The 16,496-nt window shown below is 68.5% G+C and carries 11 protein-coding genes and 2 pseudogenes; 8 read left to right on the top strand and 5 right to left on the bottom strand.

Annotated features, from left to right (window positions below):
- The first annotated feature begins 126 nt into the window (after positions 1 to 126).
- The 4 genes from ACSAMQ_RS02625 (at position 127) to ACSAMQ_RS02610 (ending at position 7,144) form a co-directional block, all read left to right on the top strand.
- Entirely contained in the window at positions 127 to 2,202 is a 2,076-nt protein-coding gene (locus ACSAMQ_RS02625) for a S8 family serine peptidase (RefSeq protein ID WP_435394157.1), read from the top strand.
- 229 nt (positions 2,203 to 2,431) lie between these two features.
- A complete protein-coding gene (locus ACSAMQ_RS02620; RefSeq protein WP_435394156.1) occupies positions 2,432 to 3,349 on the top strand; it encodes an OmpA family protein in 918 nt (305 codons plus the stop codon).
- 301 nt (positions 3,350 to 3,650) lie between these two features.
- Positions 3,651 to 6,572 (top strand): excinuclease ABC subunit UvrA, encoded by a 2,922-nt coding sequence (uvrA, locus tag ACSAMQ_RS02615; RefSeq protein WP_435394155.1) that lies wholly within the window; start codon positions 3,651 to 3,653, stop codon positions 6,570 to 6,572.
- A gap of 158 nt (positions 6,573 to 6,730) precedes the next feature.
- A complete protein-coding gene (locus ACSAMQ_RS02610) occupies positions 6,731 to 7,144 on the top strand; it encodes an acyl-CoA thioesterase (protein ID WP_435394221.1) in 414 nt (137 codons plus the stop codon).
- A 165-nt stretch (positions 7,145 to 7,309) separates the two neighbouring features.
- On the opposite strand, the gene ACSAMQ_RS02605 is transcribed toward ACSAMQ_RS02610, so the two are convergent.
- On the bottom strand, positions 7,310 to 7,840 hold the full coding sequence (locus ACSAMQ_RS02605; protein WP_435394154.1) for a copper chaperone PCu(A)C: 531 nt from the start codon (positions 7,838 to 7,840) through the stop codon (positions 7,310 to 7,312).
- A gap of 13 nt (positions 7,841 to 7,853) precedes the next feature.
- On the opposite strand from ACSAMQ_RS02605, the gene ACSAMQ_RS02600 reads away from it, so the two are divergent.
- Positions 7,854 to 9,416 carry a DUF4139 domain-containing protein gene (locus ACSAMQ_RS02600; protein ID WP_435394153.1) on the top strand — a complete coding sequence of 521 codons (1,563 nt, stop codon included), beginning with the start codon at positions 7,854 to 7,856 and terminating at the stop codon, positions 9,414 to 9,416.
- Complete coding sequence (locus tag ACSAMQ_RS02595) at positions 9,413 to 10,171, top strand: enoyl-CoA hydratase/isomerase family protein (RefSeq protein WP_435394152.1); 759 nt, start codon at positions 9,413 to 9,415, stop codon at positions 10,169 to 10,171. The genes ACSAMQ_RS02600 and ACSAMQ_RS02595 overlap by 4 nt, the downstream gene beginning before the upstream one ends.
- Positions 10,172 to 10,261: 90 nt before the next feature.
- Here ACSAMQ_RS02595 and ACSAMQ_RS02590 read toward each other — a convergent pair whose 3' ends face one another.
- The 4 genes and pseudogenes from ACSAMQ_RS02590 to ACSAMQ_RS02575 all read right to left on the bottom strand — a co-directional run bounded on the left by ACSAMQ_RS02590 (position 10,262) and on the right by ACSAMQ_RS02575 (position 15,215).
- Positions 10,262 to 11,638, bottom strand: a complete 1,377-nt coding sequence (locus ACSAMQ_RS02590) for a substrate-binding domain-containing protein (protein ID WP_435394151.1) — start codon at positions 11,636 to 11,638, stop codon at positions 10,262 to 10,264.
- A gap of 1,009 nt (positions 11,639 to 12,647) precedes the next feature.
- Positions 12,648 to 13,499: a sulfurtransferase gene (locus ACSAMQ_RS02585; protein ID WP_435394150.1), complete on the bottom strand. Its 852-nt coding sequence runs from the start codon at positions 13,497 to 13,499 to the stop codon at positions 12,648 to 12,650.
- Positions 13,496 to 14,358 (bottom strand): annotated as a pseudogene (locus ACSAMQ_RS02580) (NUDIX hydrolase). Before ACSAMQ_RS02580 ends, ACSAMQ_RS02585 begins: the two are co-directional and overlap by 4 nt.
- Before the next feature lie 170 nt (positions 14,359 to 14,528).
- The gene (locus ACSAMQ_RS02575) at positions 14,529 to 15,215 is read right to left on the bottom strand and encodes an FKBP-type peptidyl-prolyl cis-trans isomerase N-terminal domain-containing protein (protein WP_435394149.1); all 687 of its coding nucleotides are present in this window, start codon (positions 15,213 to 15,215) and stop codon (positions 14,529 to 14,531) included.
- 236 nt (positions 15,216 to 15,451) lie between these two features.
- Between ACSAMQ_RS02575 and ACSAMQ_RS02570 the strand changes: the two genes are divergently transcribed.
- Both ACSAMQ_RS02570 and ACSAMQ_RS02565 read left to right on the top strand, forming a co-directional pair.
- Positions 15,452 to 16,234: an enoyl-CoA hydratase/isomerase family protein gene (locus ACSAMQ_RS02570; RefSeq protein ID WP_435394148.1), complete on the top strand. Its 783-nt coding sequence runs from the start codon at positions 15,452 to 15,454 to the stop codon at positions 16,232 to 16,234.
- A pseudogene (locus tag ACSAMQ_RS02565) lies at positions 16,231 to 16,496 on the top strand (hypothetical protein); the annotation flags it as partial. The gene ACSAMQ_RS02570 and the pseudogene ACSAMQ_RS02565, both read left to right, overlap by 4 nt.

Here is a 16,496-nt window from a genome sequence, read left to right as displayed (position 1 = left end):
GGCCGGTCCGGCTGCCCAAGGAAGTACCTCGGAGGATGCGGTACCGCCTCCGCGGACCAAAGGCCCGACGCTCGACAGGGGATGCGAAGGGGATCATGCGCAACGAAAGGATCAAGGATGTTTGTCATGAATCGTAAACAACGTTCATTGAAATGGACCGCACTGGCTATCGCGACCGCCGTACTCGTCGCTCCGGCTGCCTATTCAGGCAGCAAGCTGCAGACGTTCTCGAAGTTGCAGGGACCGAAAGCGACGACCTCGGCCAAGGCAGTGAAGAAGGCCGCCGCACAGACCTACGACCGTTTCATCGTCACCCGCGCGCCCGGCGCGAACGCCAAGCTCAGCGCTGCCGCGGTCAACACGCAGTACGCCAAGGCCGCCAGCAAGCTCGGCATCGGCATCGCCCCGATGCGCACCCTGGCCACCGGCGCCAGCCTGATCCGCACCGACACCAAGCTCAACACCGCCGCGATGAAGGAACTGGCGATCGAGCTGATGAAGGACCCGAGCGTGATCGCGGTCGAACCCGATCTGCTCAAGCACAAGACCATGGTCCCGAACGATCCGGGCTATGCGCAGCAGTGGCACTACAAGAACGGCCCGGGCGGCATCAACCTCGAACCGGCCTGGGACATCACCGACGGCGACGGCATCGTGGTCGCGGTGCTAGACACCGGCATCACCCCGCACACCGATCTCGACGCCAACATCCTGCCGGGCTACGACTTCATCATCGACCAGGAAGTCAGCGTCGACGGCGACGGCCGCGACGCCAACCCGAACGATCCGGGCGACTGGCATGCCGGCGAGTGCAACATCTTCGGCATTCCCGAAGACAGCAGCTGGCACGGCACCCATGTCGCCGGCACCATCGCCGCGGCCACCAACAACGCCAGCGGCGTCGCCGGCGTGGCCCACGGCGCCAAGGTCCAGCCGGTGCGCGTGCTCGGCAAGTGCGGCGGCTACACCTCCGACATCATCGATGCGGTGACCTGGGCTTCGGGCGGCAGCGTCACCGGCGTGCCGGACAACACGACCCCGGCCGAAGTCATCAATCTCAGCCTCGGCGGCAGCGGCGCGTGCAGCGTGGCCGAACAGACTGCGTTCGACGCGGCGCGCGCGCGCGGCACCACCGTGGTCATCGCCGCCGGCAACTCGGGCGGCGACGTGGCCAACTTCTCGCCCGCCAACTGCGACAACGTGATCGCCGTGTCCGCGGTCGGACCGACCGGCACCCTGGCCAGCTACTCCAACTTCGGCCCGAAGATCGACATCGCCGCACCGGGCGGTTCCGGCGCGCAGCCGGCGGCCGACAACATCCTGTCGACCTTGAACCTCGGCCTGCAGGCCCAGGAAGGCCCGGGCTATGCCTGGATGGCCGGCACCTCGATGGCGGCGCCGCACGTCGCCGGCGTGGTCGCGCTGATGCAGTCCGCGGCGACCACGCCGAAGACCCCGGCCGAGATCGAGAAGATCCTGGTCAACACCTCGCATGTCGGCGGCCTGCCGGGCGGCTGCAGCTGGGCCAACCCCTGCGGTTCGGGCATCGTCGACGCGCGTCTGGCGGTCGCCGTGGCCAACGGCAGCGAGCCGCTGCCCCCGGATCCGCAGGCGCCGGAACCCGAGCCGCCGGTCGAGCTGGAAAACGGCATCACCGTGACCAACATCGAAGTCGCGGCCAACGGCGTGATCAAGTACCAGCTGCTGGTGCCGAACGGCGCGTCGAACCTGTTGTTCGCCCTGTACGGCGGCACCGGCGATTCGGACATCTACGTCAAGTACGGCGCGGAGCCGACCAACACGTCCTACGACTGCCGTCCGTTCACCTCGGGCAACAACGAGACCTGCTTCTTCCCGACCCCGAAGGGCGGCGTGTGGTACGTCAACGTCAAGGGCTACCGCGCCTCGGCGGGCATGTCGCTGTACCCGAGCTTCGTCGACGCCAATTGGCCGCGTCGCGTCGAGGCCAAGGCCAGCGCGCTGCCGAACCACCGCACCTCGGTCAACCTGTCGTGGGAGAAGGGCAAGAAGAACATCGACATCTACCGCAACGGCGCGATCCTCAAGACCGTGCGCAACACCGGCGCCAACACCGATACCTTCCGGATCATCGGCAGCGGCACCATGAGCTACAAGCTGTGCAACAACCAGACCCAGGAATGCGCGGATCCGGTGGAGATTCAGTACAACTCCAGCAAGTAACCGCCAAGTGGGCAATCGCGAAGGGCCCGGAATGCTGGGCCCTTCGTTTTTCGCGCGGACCGATCGCGGCCGCGCCGATGCGGGCGAACGGGGCGGTCGACGAATGCATTCCCCGCCTCCCGCCGACGCGGCCTGCGGTCGCCAGTCGTCCGGCCAGATCGGGCACGCTCCGGCGATCGCGCAAGCGCTCCATACTCACGAATCCCGGTTCCAGAACAGCGGAGACTTCATGCGCCATCCTTCATCCGCCCCACGTGCCCACCATTTCGCCCTCGCCCGTCGCGGCCTCGCGCGCCGTGCCGTGCTGCTCGCCGCGCTGATCGCCGGCGTGGCGGGCTGCAACGATTCCACCGCGCCGGCCGCGGACAGCGCCGCTGCGCCGACGCCGGCGCCGGTCGCCGCGCCGGTGGTGCGCTTCGACGCCAAGCTCAGCCTGGTCAACAACAACGGCGCGATCCGTTACGACGGCACTGTCGACAGCGAAGCCACCCGCAAGGCGCTGAGCACCGCCCTGACCCAGGCCTACATGGGCCAGATCAGCGGCAACCTCAGCGTCGACAAGGCCGCCAAGCCCGCCCCCTGGCAGGACAAGCTGCCGCAGTTCGCCGCCGCCCTGACCATGCCGGGCGCCGCGGTGAGCTTCCAGGGCACCGCCATCGAACTCAGCGGCCAGGCCTCCGATGCCGACCGCGTCACCCTGCTCGAGAAGGCCAAGGCCTTGTTCCCGGGCTACAGCTACGGCGGCCTGTTCGAGGGCGTAGGCGGCGCGGCCGCCTCCTCGGACGCCGCGGCCCAGGCCCTGGCCGCGCTCGAACCCGGCAAGGCCGGCAGCGCCGAGATCGCCAAGGCCCTGAACCTGATGAACGTACGCTTCGACGAAGGCAGCGCGCGGATCGCGCCGGCCAGCCTCGACATCCTCAGCCGCGCCGCCAAGGCCCTGCAGGCCGCGCCCAAGGACGCGCGCTTCGAGATCGTCGGGCCGGGCGGCGGGGCCGGCCAGCCGGCCGACAACGAAGTCCTGTCGCGCCAGCGCGCCGAGGCGGTCAAGGTCCAGCTGATCGTCGCCGGGGCCAACCCCGGCGCGCTCGACACTCGCGGCGAGCCCGGCACGGCGGCGACCCCGCTGCGTTTCAATCCCTTGAAATGAGCGCTTGAACGATCGGCCTGAAGGATCGGCCGACCGGGGCCTCGTGCCCTGGTCGCGCGGCTGAATGAGTCAGGCGGGGGCCGGCGGCCCCCGTCGCGTTTGCGCACTCCGTCGCCGCGCCCGGCGATGCGCCGCGGTCCGTCTCGCGGCGGGCATGCATGAACCCCAGGCCCCACGGGCCTCGCGCGGCGCGCCCGAAGACTTCCGTTTTCCGGATTTGCCCCCACCTAGCCCACTCGATACGCTCTTCTGTTCGCCGTCGCGTTTCGCGCCGGCAGCCCTCCCCCCTTGCAGGCACCCGATGGCGCTGGACTACATCCGCATCCGCGGCGCGCGGACGCACAACCTCAAGAACATCGATCTCGATCTGCCGCGCGACAAGCTGATCGTGATCACCGGCTTGTCCGGTTCCGGTAAATCCTCCCTGGCCTTCGACACGATCTACGCCGAAGGCCAGCGGCGCTACGTCGAATCGCTGTCGGCCTACGCCCGGCAGTTCCTGTCGGTGATGGAAAAGCCCGATGTCGACCACATCGAAGGCCTGTCGCCGGCGATCTCGATCGAGCAGAAATCCACTTCGCACAACCCGCGCTCGACCGTCGGCACGATCACCGAGGTCTACGACTACCTGCGCCTGCTGTACGCACGCGTCGGCGCGCCGCGCTGCCCTGACCACCACTACCCGCTCGAAGCGCAGACCGTCAGCCAGATGGTCGACCAGGCGCTCGCGCTGGACCCGGAGCAGCGCTACATGCTGCTGGCGCCGGTGATCCGCGAGCGCAAGGGCGAGCATGCCCAGGTGTTCGAGCAATTGCGCGCACAGGGCTTCGTGCGCGTGCGCGTCGACGGCGAGCTGTACGAGATCGACGCGGTGCCGCCGCTGGCGCTGCGCGTCAAGCACACCATCGAGGCGGTGGTCGACCGCTTCCGCCCGCGCGAGGACATCAAGCAGCGCCTGGCCGAGTCCTTCGAGACCGCGCTCAAGCTCGGCGACGGCATGGCCCAGGTGTATTCGCTGGACAAGGCCGACACCGCGCCGCTGCTGTTTTCGTCCAAGTACAGCTGCCCGGTCTGCGATTATTCGCTGCCCGAGCTGGAACCGCGCCTGTTCTCGTTCAACTCGCCGGTCGGCGCCTGCCCGACCTGCGACGGCCTCGGCGTGGCCGAGTTCTTCGATCCGGGCCGCGTGGTCGTGCATCCGGAGCTGTCGCTGTCGGCCGGCGCGGTGCGCGGCTGGGACCGCCGCAACGCCTATTACTTCCAGTTGATCCAGTCGCTCGCCAAGCACTACAAGTTCAACGTCGACGCGCCCTGGCAGTCGCTGCCGGCCTCGGTGCAGAAGGCGGTGCTGTACGGCAGCGGCGCCGAACTGATCGGCTTCACCTACCTCACCGAGAACGGCGGCCGCAGCCAGCGCAAGCATCGCTTCGAAGGCATCGTGCCGAACCTGGAACGACGTTACCGCGAGACCGAATCGGCGGCGGTGCGCGAGGAACTGGCCAAGTACATCAGCCAGCGTCCGTGCCCCGACTGCGCCGGCGCGCGCCTCAACCGCGCCGCGCGCAACGTGTTCGTCGCCGAGCGTCCCCTGCCGGAACTGGTGGTGCTGCCGGTCGACGAAGCGCTGCAGTTCTTCAAGACCCTGGAGCTGCCGGGCTGGCGCGGCGAAATCGCGGTCAAGATCGTCAAGGAGATCGTCGACCGCCTGCGCTTCCTGGTCGACGTCGGCCTGGATTACCTGACCCTGGAACGCAAGGCCGACTCGCTGTCGGGCGGCGAGGCCCAGCGCATCCGCCTGGCCAGCCAGATCGGCGCCGGCCTGGTCGGCGTGATGTACGTGCTCGACGAACCCTCGATCGGCCTGCATCAGCGCGACAACGAGCGCCTGCTCGGCACCCTGACCCGGCTGCGCGACCTCGGCAACACCGTGATCGTGGTCGAACACGACGAGGATGCGATCCGCCTGGCCGACTACATCGTCGACATCGGCCCCGGCGCCGGCGTGCACGGCGGCGAAGTCGTGGCCCAGGGCCAGTTCGCCGACGTGCTGAAGGCGCCGCGTTCGCTGACCGGCCAGTACCTCAGCGGCAAGCGCCGGATCGAAATCCCGAAGCAGCGCCACAAGCCCAATCCGAAGGCGATGCTGCACCTGCGCGGCGCCACCGGCAACAACCTCAAGGACGTCGACCTCGACATTCCCTCGGGCCTGCTGACCTGCGTCACCGGCGTGTCCGGCTCGGGCAAGTCGACCCTGATCAACGACACCTTGTACGTGCTCGCCGCCAACGAACTCAACGGCGCCTCGCAGACGCCGGCGCCGTATCGTTCGGTCGAGAACATGGAGCTGTTCGACAAGGTCGTCGATATCGACCAGTCGCCGATCGGCCGCACCCCGCGTTCGAACCCGGCCACCTACACCGGCCTGTTCACGCCCTTGCGCGAGCTGTTCGCGCAGGTGCCGGAAGCGCGCGCGCGCGGTTATTCGCCGGGCCGCTTCAGCTTCAACGTGCGCGGCGGACGCTGCGAGGCCTGCCAGGGCGACGGCCTGATCAAGGTCGAGATGCACTTCCTGCCCGACGTCTACGTGCCCTGCGACGTCTGCCACGGCAAGCGCTACAACCGAGAGACGCTGGAAGTCCTGTACAAGGGCTACAACATCAACGACGTGCTGTCGATGACGGTCGAGGCGGCGCTGAACCTGTTCGAGGCGGTGCCGACCATCGCGCGCAAACTCGAAACGCTGATGGACGTCGGCCTGAGCTACATCAAGCTCGGCCAGAGCGCGACCACCCTGTCGGGCGGCGAGGCGCAGCGCGTCAAGCTGTCGAAGGAACTGTCGCGGCGCGACACCGGCCGCACCCTGTACATCCTCGACGAGCCGACCACCGGGCTGCACTTCCACGACATCGAGCATCTGCTGGCGGTGCTGCACCGACTGCGCGACGACGGCAACACCGTGGTGGTGATCGAACACAACCTCGACGTGATCAAGACCGCGGACTGGGTCATCGACCTGGGACCGGAAGGCGGCCACCGCGGCGGCACCATCCTCGCCACCGGTACCCCGGAGCAGATCGCCGCCCTGCCGCATTCGCACACCGGCCACTTCCTCGCCCCGCTGCTCGGCACGCCGAAGGCGGACGCGGCGAAGAAGAAACCGGCGACGAAAAAGCCCGCCCCCGCAGCGACCGCGTCGCGCGCCAAGAAGAAATCCGCTGCATGACCGATACCCAGCAGCCGCCCGCGGGCGGCAAGAAAGCGGCGCCGCGCAAGCGCGCGCCGCGCAGCCGCAAGGCCGCCGCGGCTCCTGCCGCGGACTCGGCGAGCGTTTCGAACGACGCCGCCGACACCGCCGCACAGGCCGCGCAGACTGAGGTTGACCTGCCGGCGGCGCCGCCGGCGTTGATCCGCGTGCCGCTGTCGGTGCGCTGGCGCGACCTGGACGCCTTCAACCACGTCAACAACTCGAAATTCCTCAGCTACCTCGAGGAAGCGCGCCTGCGCTGGATGGTGACCCTGCCCGGCCACGGCATGGACGAGCACGTCGCGCCGGTGGTCGCGGCCGCGCATCTGAACTATCGCCGTCCGATCGAATGGCCGAACGAGCTCGACATCGAGCTGTTCGTCGAGCGCCTCGGCAATACCAGCCTCAGCATCGGCCACCGCATCGTCGGTGCGGCCGATCCTTCGGCGGTGTATTGCGACGGTAATGTCGTGCTGGTCTGGATCCACCGCGAAACCGGCCAGCCCGCGGCCTTGCCGGGGCCGGTGCGCGCGGCTTGCGGCGGCGTCTGACGCTTGAGCGGTCGTCGTTTGCAGCGACGCGGACGCCGCTGTCGCCTTCAGCCTTCCAGGGCTGTCGATTCAGGGTAGGCGCGGCGCAGGTCGCGACATCGTTACCTGCGGCATCGACGCATACGCAGCTTCGCGGTCCCGGCTTGCGCCGCTCCTACCCTTTAGTCACGGCGCGGCCTTGCGCACCTCGAACTCGCCGAACAGCGAGCCGCCGTCCTTGAGCGCGAACTCGACCGCGATGCGGCTGCCCGGCTTGAGCGGCTTGTGCGGCTGCATCAACATCAGATGCAGGCCACCCGGCTTGAGCTGCGCCGAGCCGTCCGGGGCGATGCGCAATTCGGGCACTGCGCGCATCCTGCTGACGCCGTCGACGATGCGCGTCTCGTGCAAAGACACCTCGCCGAAGGCCGCGCTCTTGGCCGAGACGATGGTCACCGGCAGCGGGCAACGGTTCTCGATCCGGCCGAAGCCGGCCATCATCGGCATCTGCATGGGCGGCATCCGCACCCAGCCTTCGCGCACCTGCGCGGCGCAGGCCTTGCCCGCCGAGGCCTTCCCCGCTGAGGCCTTCGCCTGCTGCGCGCCGGCCTGAAATACCGACGCCGCGGCCAGCATGGCGGCGAGCGTCAACCCCGTTCGGATGCCAGATACGTTCATCGGCCTATGATACCTCCCGCATGTGGAGGAGTTGCCCATGAAGGAGTCGACGATGAAGCTTCCGCTCAGCCTGCTCGCCCTGGCCTGTTCATTGACCGCCTGTTCCGGCGCACCGACCGGCGGCCCCGACAAGGTCGCGATCGGCCCGGCCGCGGGCGCCCCCGCCGAGGCCCCCGCCAGCGACGCGCCCGGCGGCGAAAGCCGGCTTACCGTGTACAGCGGCGATTACGAGGCGCTCGCCAACGCACGCGCGCCCAATGCCGGCATGCCCGGCTATGCCCTGGTCGAACGGCCGTTGCGCTACACCCTCAAGAGCGGACGCAACACGCTGTCGAGCCGCTCCCTGCCGCCGTCGATGGACACCGAGGCCGCGGTGCTGCAGCCGCGCAGCGACGGCGTCGCCCTGGTCGGACAACGCTTCATCGCCCCGGTCTCGGGCGCGCAGAACGTGGTCGGCGTGGCGATCGGCCGCAAGGTCACGGTCGAACACACTGCCGGCGGCACCAAGCAGACCGACAACGGCGTGCTCTTGTCGGCCGGCGAGGGCCTGACCCTCGCGCTCGACGACGGCCGCGTCAAGGTCATCCGCAGCTACGACAGCTTCAGCCTGGTCGACAACGACAATCTGCTGCCGCGCCAATCGGCCTTGCAGTGGACGGTGAATGCCGACAAGGCCGGCGACGCCGACTTCGTCCTGTCCTATCCGATGGGCGGCATGGCCTGGCGCGCCGAATACCTCGCCACGCTGGCTCCGGGCCAGGGCTGCAAGCTCGGGCTCGACGGCGCCGCGCTGGTGGCCAACCGTTCGGGCGCGGGCTTCAACCAGACCCGCCTGAGCCTGATCGCCGGCGAGCCCAATCGCACCCGCAGGCTGGAACAGATCCAGGTGACCGGTTCGCGCCTCGGTTATATCGCAGCAGACGCGCAGGCCCAGGCAGCCCCGCCGATGCCGGTCGAGCGCACCGCCGGCGAATACCACGCCTACGATCTGCCGCAGCCGGTCACGCTCGGCAGCGGCAGCACCGAACGCATCGCACTGTTCCCGCGCAACAACGCCGTCGCCTGCGAACGCATCTACGCGATCGAGGCCGGCGACAACGACTGGCGCCCGCCGACACCGTTGATCGATCCGAACTTCCAGGGCCAGACCGGCGACGTGCCGGTGATGTCCAAGGTCGAGTTCAAGAACGACAAGGCCGCCGGGCTCGGCCTGCCCCTGCCGGCCGGGCGCGTGCGCGCCTTCGACGGCAAGGATTTCCTCGGCGAGTCGGAACTCGCGCACACGCCGCAAGGCGCCGAGGTGCGCTTGCAGCTCGGCAAGGTGTTCGACCTCAGCAGCACCCGCGAAGCGAGCGGTTTCCGGCTCGACCGCGCCGGACGCACCATCACCGAATCGTTCGCGGTGACGATCAAGAACGCAAAGAAGCACGAGGCCACGGTTCGGGTGATCGAACCCTTGCCGCGCTGGACCGATTGGGAGATCGTGTCGTCCAGCCTGCCGTCGAAGAAGAAGGACGCGCGCCACGCCCAGTTCGAGGTGGCGGTGCCCGCCGGCGGCGAAACCAAGCTGACCTACACCGTGCGCTATCGCTGGCCCCAGGACGTCAAACCATGAGCTTCGTAGAGACCCATTCCCACGGCGACATCGTCGAAATCCGCCTGGCGCGCGCGCCGGTCAACGCGCTCAACCCGCAGTTGTGCAACGAAACGCGCGAGGCGATCGAGCAGGCCGTGCACCACGGCGCCCACGGCATCGTCTTCAGCGGCGGGCCGAAGGTGTTCTCGGCCGGCCTCGACGTGCCGTATCTGCTTTCGCTCGGCGACCAGCGCGACCATCTGCTGCTGGCCTGGCAGGCCTTCTTCGGCCTCGCCCGCTCGCTCGCGTCGGCGCCGGTACCGGTGGTCGCCGCCCTCGGCGGCCATGCGCCGGCCGGCGGTTGCGTGCTCGCGTTGTGCTGCGACTACCGGATCATGGCCTCGGGCCCTTACCGGATCGGCCTCAACGAAACCCAGGTCGGCCTGGTCGCACCCGAGGGCATCCAGCGCCTGATGCGCCGCGTGGTCGGCGCCTACCGCGCCGAACGCCTGCTGGTCGGCGGCGAAATGGTCGACGCCGACACCGCCCTGCGGATCGGCCTGGTCGACGAACTGGTCGAAATCGAGAACGTCGCCCAGCGCGGCCGCGTATGGCTGGAGCAACTGCTGAGCCTGCCGCGCAGCGCGATGCTGCATACCCGCCTGCTGGCTCGCGCCGACTTGATCGAAGCCCTGCGTCCGGAGCACATCGAACTGGATCGTTTCATCGACGCCTGGTATTCGCCGGATACGCAAACCGCGTTGAAGGCGCTGGTCGCCAAGTTGGGCAAGTGAGGGGAGGAGCGAGTAAATAGCAGTGAGGAACGAGTAACGAGTAGAAGCCAGGCTGTTACTCACCGCTCACTCCTCCTCACTCACTCCTGCTCAGAGCAGCCAAACCTCGACCCGCTCGTTGCGGTAACGCGAGCCGGCATCGCGCGCGATCGCCCTGCGCGCACCGCCCGGCGGCGCGGCGGCCAGCGGCAGGGCCGTGCCCATGCCGCGCGCCTGCTCGACCCTGAGGCCGCGCGACATCAGTTCCTGGGCGACCAGGTCGGCGCGGTCGTTGCTCATCATCATCGCCGCCATCGTCGAACCGGCGCTGGCGTCGGCGAATCCGACCACGAGCAATCGGCGCCCGCGATTCGGCGGCAACGCCATGAAACTGCGCAGGCGGTCGAGGTCGCGCACCGCACGGCTGTCGAACACGTTCGCGGCGACGCCGCTTTCGCCGGGCCCGCCGAAATTGAAACGCAGGCTCAGCGGCAGGCGCACCGCGCGGCCGACCAGTTCGCGATACTCCGCCGGGCCGGCCGATACCGGCCGCTGCCGTCCCGGCACCAGGGTCACCGCGAGATGACCGCTGCGCGCCACCGCGCGCTGGCCGGCGCGGGTCATCGCATACAGGGCAAAGCTGCGGCTCAGGGCGCCCATCATCTGGCCGCCGTACAGATACAAGCGCCGGCTCAGCGGATAGTCTTCGCTCAATACCTCGGTGCGGGTCGGCGCGATCGCGCGCCCGCCGTCGGCGATCGCCAAGGGCTTGGTACCCTCGCCGTAATGCTCTCCGATCGGGATCAGGCCGATCGCCGAGGGATCGGCCGCGACCGCCGCGATCAGTTCGCGCGCGCTGCGATGCAGCTGCGCTTCGCCGAATGCGCTGCCGAGCATGACCCGCTCGTTCATCAGATCGCGTACCGCACCGGCGCCCGGATCCAGATGCAACCGCACCTCGCCCTGGCCGCCGAACTCGCGCCAGTCGCGCGACTGTCCGGCGAACAAGCGGCGCAACTGGGCGAAGTCCAGGCGCACGACCGGATTGCGGCGATTGACCACGACCGCGACCCCATCGAGCGCGACCACGAATTCCTGGTCCTGCGAACCGAGATCGCCGAGCTGCCAGCCCGCATCGAGCTCGGCCGCGTTCGGCCGCCGTACCATCATCGCGATATGCGCCTCGCCCTCGACCAGATCGGCGAACCCCTGCGCCGAATCGCTGCCGGCGATCTCGACGATCAGCGGCTGCCCGTCGCGGTGAGCATGGATTTCGGTCATCGCCGGCCGCGGGCGGCGGGTGCGGATTTCCGAGTAACCGATATCGCGCAGCCAGGCCTCGGCCACGCCAGGCACCAGCGCATGACCGAGCGTTTGAGAACCGTGGATGCGGACGCGTTCGGCGTCCTGGGCCTGGGCGGGAAACGCGACCGCGCACAACGATGCGGACAAGAACAACAAGAACGGCAACACAACGGCACGCAACATGGCGCGCACTCCCCCTGTACGAACTGCGCGCAGGATGGGCACGACCTGTGACGCCGCGATTACGCGACGGCAAGCACAGTAATGACGAAGCGGAATGAGCTTATTTCGTCAAACTGCAACAAGTGTGCGGCAAGGCTCCGCTTCGGTAGCGGAAGCCCTGAACCCTTGGCTATGCGAGTACGGCGTTCTCCCCTGTGTAGGAGCGACGTAAGTCGCGACTGCGTTACGCCTAGAAGCGCCAAGGCCGATGTCTTTCATCGAAGCGACGCACTTCCGCCAGGGTAGGAGCGGCACAAGCCGCGACCGCGCTGCCACGATCTAGCGGCGCTCCTGGCCGCAGCCCATGTAGAGCGGCGTAAGCCGCGATCACGCAACCGCGATCGCCCGCGCCGCAAGCGCGAATTCGCGGTCGCGGCTTGCGCCCCCCCCTGCGAAAGGACGCCGCTTCGATGGGTGACATTGACGTTGTCGCATCGACACGTCCCTTGGTCGCGACTTACGTCGCTCCTACAGGGGATGGCGGCGTCGCAGTCCGATCTCGTGTTTTGACCCTGGCCATGGCATTGGCTGTGGCTGTGGCTGTGGCTGTGGCTGTGCGCAGCCTCGCACTAGCGAAGGCTAAAGAAGACCCGGAGGGCGGCCCGCAGGGATGCGGGCCGTTTTTCATCGGGGCAGGGATGTCCCGTATGAAAAATCCCTGCGTCGGCATCGCTCGCGCGGGCCCTTGATTCAAAACAAAGCATTTTTCTTTGGTTACCTTTCTTTTGTTGCTTTAGACAAAAGAAAGTAACCCGCCGCTTTAGTGGCGGAAGCTTTGGGTTTGATCTTGATCTTGCTCTATTGAACGAGAGAAGCGCCGCAAGACCGCCGCAGCGATGTCGCGGCTTGCGCCGCTCCTACCCTGCGATACATCGCAGCTCCGATCAACAACGGCGGGTTATGCGACCTCTGCGCATCCCGCGATCGCGGCTCACGCCGCTCCTACAAGGGCCGCATGAGCCCCATCAACTTACCCCTCGCCCACCGCGACCGGCCGCTGCGGATCCTCGATCCATCCGCTCCACGACCCGGTGTACAGCGCCGCGCCGTCGTAACCGGCATGCGCCATCGCCAACAGGTGATGACAGGCGGTCACGCCGGAGCCGCACATGACCGCGGTCTGCGCCGGCGGCTGGCCTGCGAGCAAGGGCGCGAATTCGCTGGCGAGGGTTTCGCTCGACTTGAAGCGGCCACCGGCGAGATTGTCCGCATACGGGCGGTTGCGCGCACCGGGGACATGGCCGGCGACGCGGTCGAGCGGTTCGACTTCGCCGCGGAAGCGCTCGCCGGCGCGGGCATCGATCAGCAGGCCACCGGAATCGAGCAGCGAACGCACGTCCTGCGCGTCCAGCACGCGGCGCGCGTCGAAGCCGGCTTCGTAGCGGGTCGGCGACGGCGTCGGCACGAGGTCGTCGCTCGGCAGGCCGAGCGCGGTCCAGTGCTGCCAGCCGCCGTCGAGCACGGCGACGCGGCGGTGGCCGAGCACGCGCAGCAGGAACCACAGGCGCGCCGCGGCCAGAGCGCCGTCGCCGTTGTCGTAGACCACGACCTGGTGCTGCGGGGTGATGCCCCACCGGCCGAGCGCGGCGGTGAAATCGTCGGCCTCGGGCCAGGGATGACGCCCGCCGCCGCGCTTGCGGTGGTCGGACAGATCGCGGTCGAGGTGGGCGTAGCGTGCGCCTGGCACATGCGCCTGGCGATAGGCGGCTTCGCCCGCATCGCCGTCGTTGAGGGCGAAGCGCGCGTCGACGACGATCAGATCGTCGCGGCCCAGCGCCGCGGCGAGGTCCTCGGCCGACACCAGGGTGGTCCAGTCGCTCATGGGGTCGTCTCCAATCGCTGCCGCAGGTTCAACAACATCGAGGCGGTCGCCCCCCAGATGCGTTGGCTCGGATAACGGTATTCCAGCACGTGGCGCGGGCGCCCTTTGTATTCGAGGGTGCGGGTGGTAAGGCTGTCGGGATCGAGCAGGAAGGCCAGCGGCACTTCGAACACTTCGGCGACTTCGTTGGGATCGGGCCGCGCGACGTAGGCCGGGTCGATCACCGCGACCAGCGGCAACACGCGAAAGCCGGTGATGGTCACCAGCGGGTCGAGGAAACCGAGCGGCGCGATCAACGCGGCCGGCACGCCGATTTCCTCTTCGGTCTCGCGCAACGCGGCCGCGACGGCGTCGGCATCGCCGGGCTCGATACGGCCGCCGGGAAAACTGACCTGGCCGCCGTGCTGGCGCAGGCCGTCGGTGCGGCGGGTCAGCAACACCTGCACGCCGTCGGCGCGCGGCACCAAGCCGACCAGCACCGCGGCTTGCGCATGCGAGGCGTCGGCGGGCAGCAGCCCGGTCAGGTCGTCCAGGTTCCAGCCGTCGCTCTCGGGCGCGGCGTCGAGCGGGTGCAGCGCCGCCAGCAAGCGGGTACGTTCGCGCGAATCGCCGGCGAGGAAGTCGGCGCCGATGAAGGCCAGCGTTGACCCGGGCGCGCTCATCGCAGCTTCGACTCGCGCTGCGGCAGCACCACTTCCATCAGGCGCAGGCGCTCGTCGTCGTTCATCTGCGACCAACGGGCGATTTCGGCGGTGGTGCGGTGGCAGCCGGAACACAGGCCGTCGTCGCCCAGTTGGCAGACACCGATGCACGGGCTCAACACCGCGCGGAATGTCGTCATATCGTCCACCGAGGCCATGCCGCCATTGTGCCTGGCGGAGCGACCTCGTAAAGCCTGACCGATGCGATCGGCAGGTGGTGCGAAACATCGGGTACCGCGTCGAACGCTTGCATCGCTCGAACGCCGCCCCGCTCCAGAAACGACTTGCGCCGGGCTAGCCGGCGCAAGTCGGTGACGCTTGTCTGCTCTTACTTGACGCTGACCAGCTTGATTTCGAACTGGACGGCGACGTTCGGCGGATACGGGGTACGCGGGTCGGCACCGTAGGCCTTGTCGGCCGGCAGGGTCACTTCCCACTTCGAGCCGCTCGGCATCTGCAGCAGCACTTCGCGCATCGCCGCCATTTCGATTTCGCTGACCTTGATCGACGGAATCGAGTTGGCCGGGCGCGCCTGCTCCGGGCGCTGGCCCCACGGGAACGGACCGGCGACTTCCAGGGCGACGGTGCTGGCCTGGGTCGGCTTGGCGCCGGTACCGGTGTCGATGATGCGGTACTGCACGCCGCTCGGCAGCACCTTCACGCCGGCCTTGGACTTGTTGCCGTTGATGAAGGTGTCGCTCTTGCCCTTGTTTTCGGCGGCGGCCTTGTCCCACTCGGCCTTGGCCTTGTCCTGCTGGCGCTTCTGCATGTTCTGCACGGCGGTGCGCAGCTGGTCGACCGGCACCGACGGCGGCTTCTTGCCGTAACCGTCCTGCAGACCCTTGACGATCGTGTTGACATCGACCTGCTCACCGCTTTCGACGGCGTTGCGGCCGAGGTCGTAGCCGAGCGCATAGCTCAGCTTGCCCTTCTCGGAAGAAGTGTCCTGCGCGACGGCGTTGCCGGCGGTCAGTGCCAGGGCCGCGACGGCGGCAGCAATCAAACGCAACTTCATTCGGTGGAATCTCCGGTTATGGCACGGGGCGACTGCGTCGCCCCGATCGGCTAGGGGCATAGTCCAGTCATGCCCCGAGTTAGAAGCCCTGGGTCGGTCGTAAGTGCCCGACAGGACGAGTTAGGATACCGGCGGCAGCGCTTAACCGCCACTGACGCTCCCGGCTATGACCGCGACCCAGGGCCGGAGTTCCCAGCCTGCCGCCCCCTCTCGCCCCGGAATCCTACGGCCATCACATGACCGAATCGCCCCTGCTGATCGCCGATCGCGGCGCCGTGCGCCAGATCACCGTCAATCGTCCCGACAAGCTGAACGCGCTCAATGCGGCGACCCTGGACGCCCTGCTGACCGCCTTCGAGGCCGCCGCGGCGGACCCGGCGGTGCGCGCCGTGATCCTGACGGGCGCCGGCCCCAAGGCCTTCGTCGCCGGTGCCGACATCTCGGAAATGAACACCCTGACCCCGGTCCAGGGCCGCGATTTCTCCCAGCGCGGGCAGAAACTGATGCGCCGGATCGAAAAAATGCCGAAACCCGTGATCGGCATGATCAACGGCTTCGCCCTCGGCGGCGGCCTGGAACTGGCGATGGGCTGCCACCTGCGCATCGCCTCCGACAACGCCAAGGTCGGCCAGCCCGAGGTCAACCTCGGCCTGATCCCGGGCTTCGGCGGCACCCAGCGCCTGCTGCGCCTGGCCGGCCGCGCCGCCACCCTGGAGCTGTGCCTGGTCGGCGCCCCGATCGACGCCGCACGTGCGCGCGAGCTGGGCATCGTCAATCGGGTGGTGCCGGCGGCCGAACTCGAAGCCGAGACCTTCAAGCTCGCCGAACAACTGGCCGCGGCGGCGCCGCTGGCGCTGCGCGGCGTGCTCGATTGCATCGCGGTCGGCGGCGAATGCGGGATCGAGGAAGGCCTGGAGTACGAAACCGCGCAATTCGGCCTGATGTTCGCGACCGACGACATGCGCGAAGGCACCACCGCCTTCCTCGAACGGCGCAAGCCCGCTTTCGACGGAACGTGAGCGAGCGCACGTCCGCGCCTTGCCGCTGCGGCTGCGCCGACGCGCGCGGCACGGCCGCGCACGCGATCGTCGCCGCGCTGGTCCAGGACGACCTGGATGGCGCGATCGCACTCGGCCTGTCGAGCGAGCACTTCGACGACGGCATCGCCTGTCGCCGATGCACGGACGCCTGCCGGCAGGCCTTGCGCAACGCGCGCGAGGCGCGCCTGCGCGCCCTCGCCGCGCGCGAACGCTACCGCGCGCGCAACCTGCGTCTGCAGCG

Origin of the sequence: Lysobacter sp. 1R34A (genome assembly GCF_051217035.1) — a bacterium.
GTDB lineage: Bacteria > Pseudomonadota > Gammaproteobacteria > Xanthomonadales > Xanthomonadaceae > Lysobacter.
This window is presented reverse-complemented; position numbering and strand designations above follow the sequence as displayed.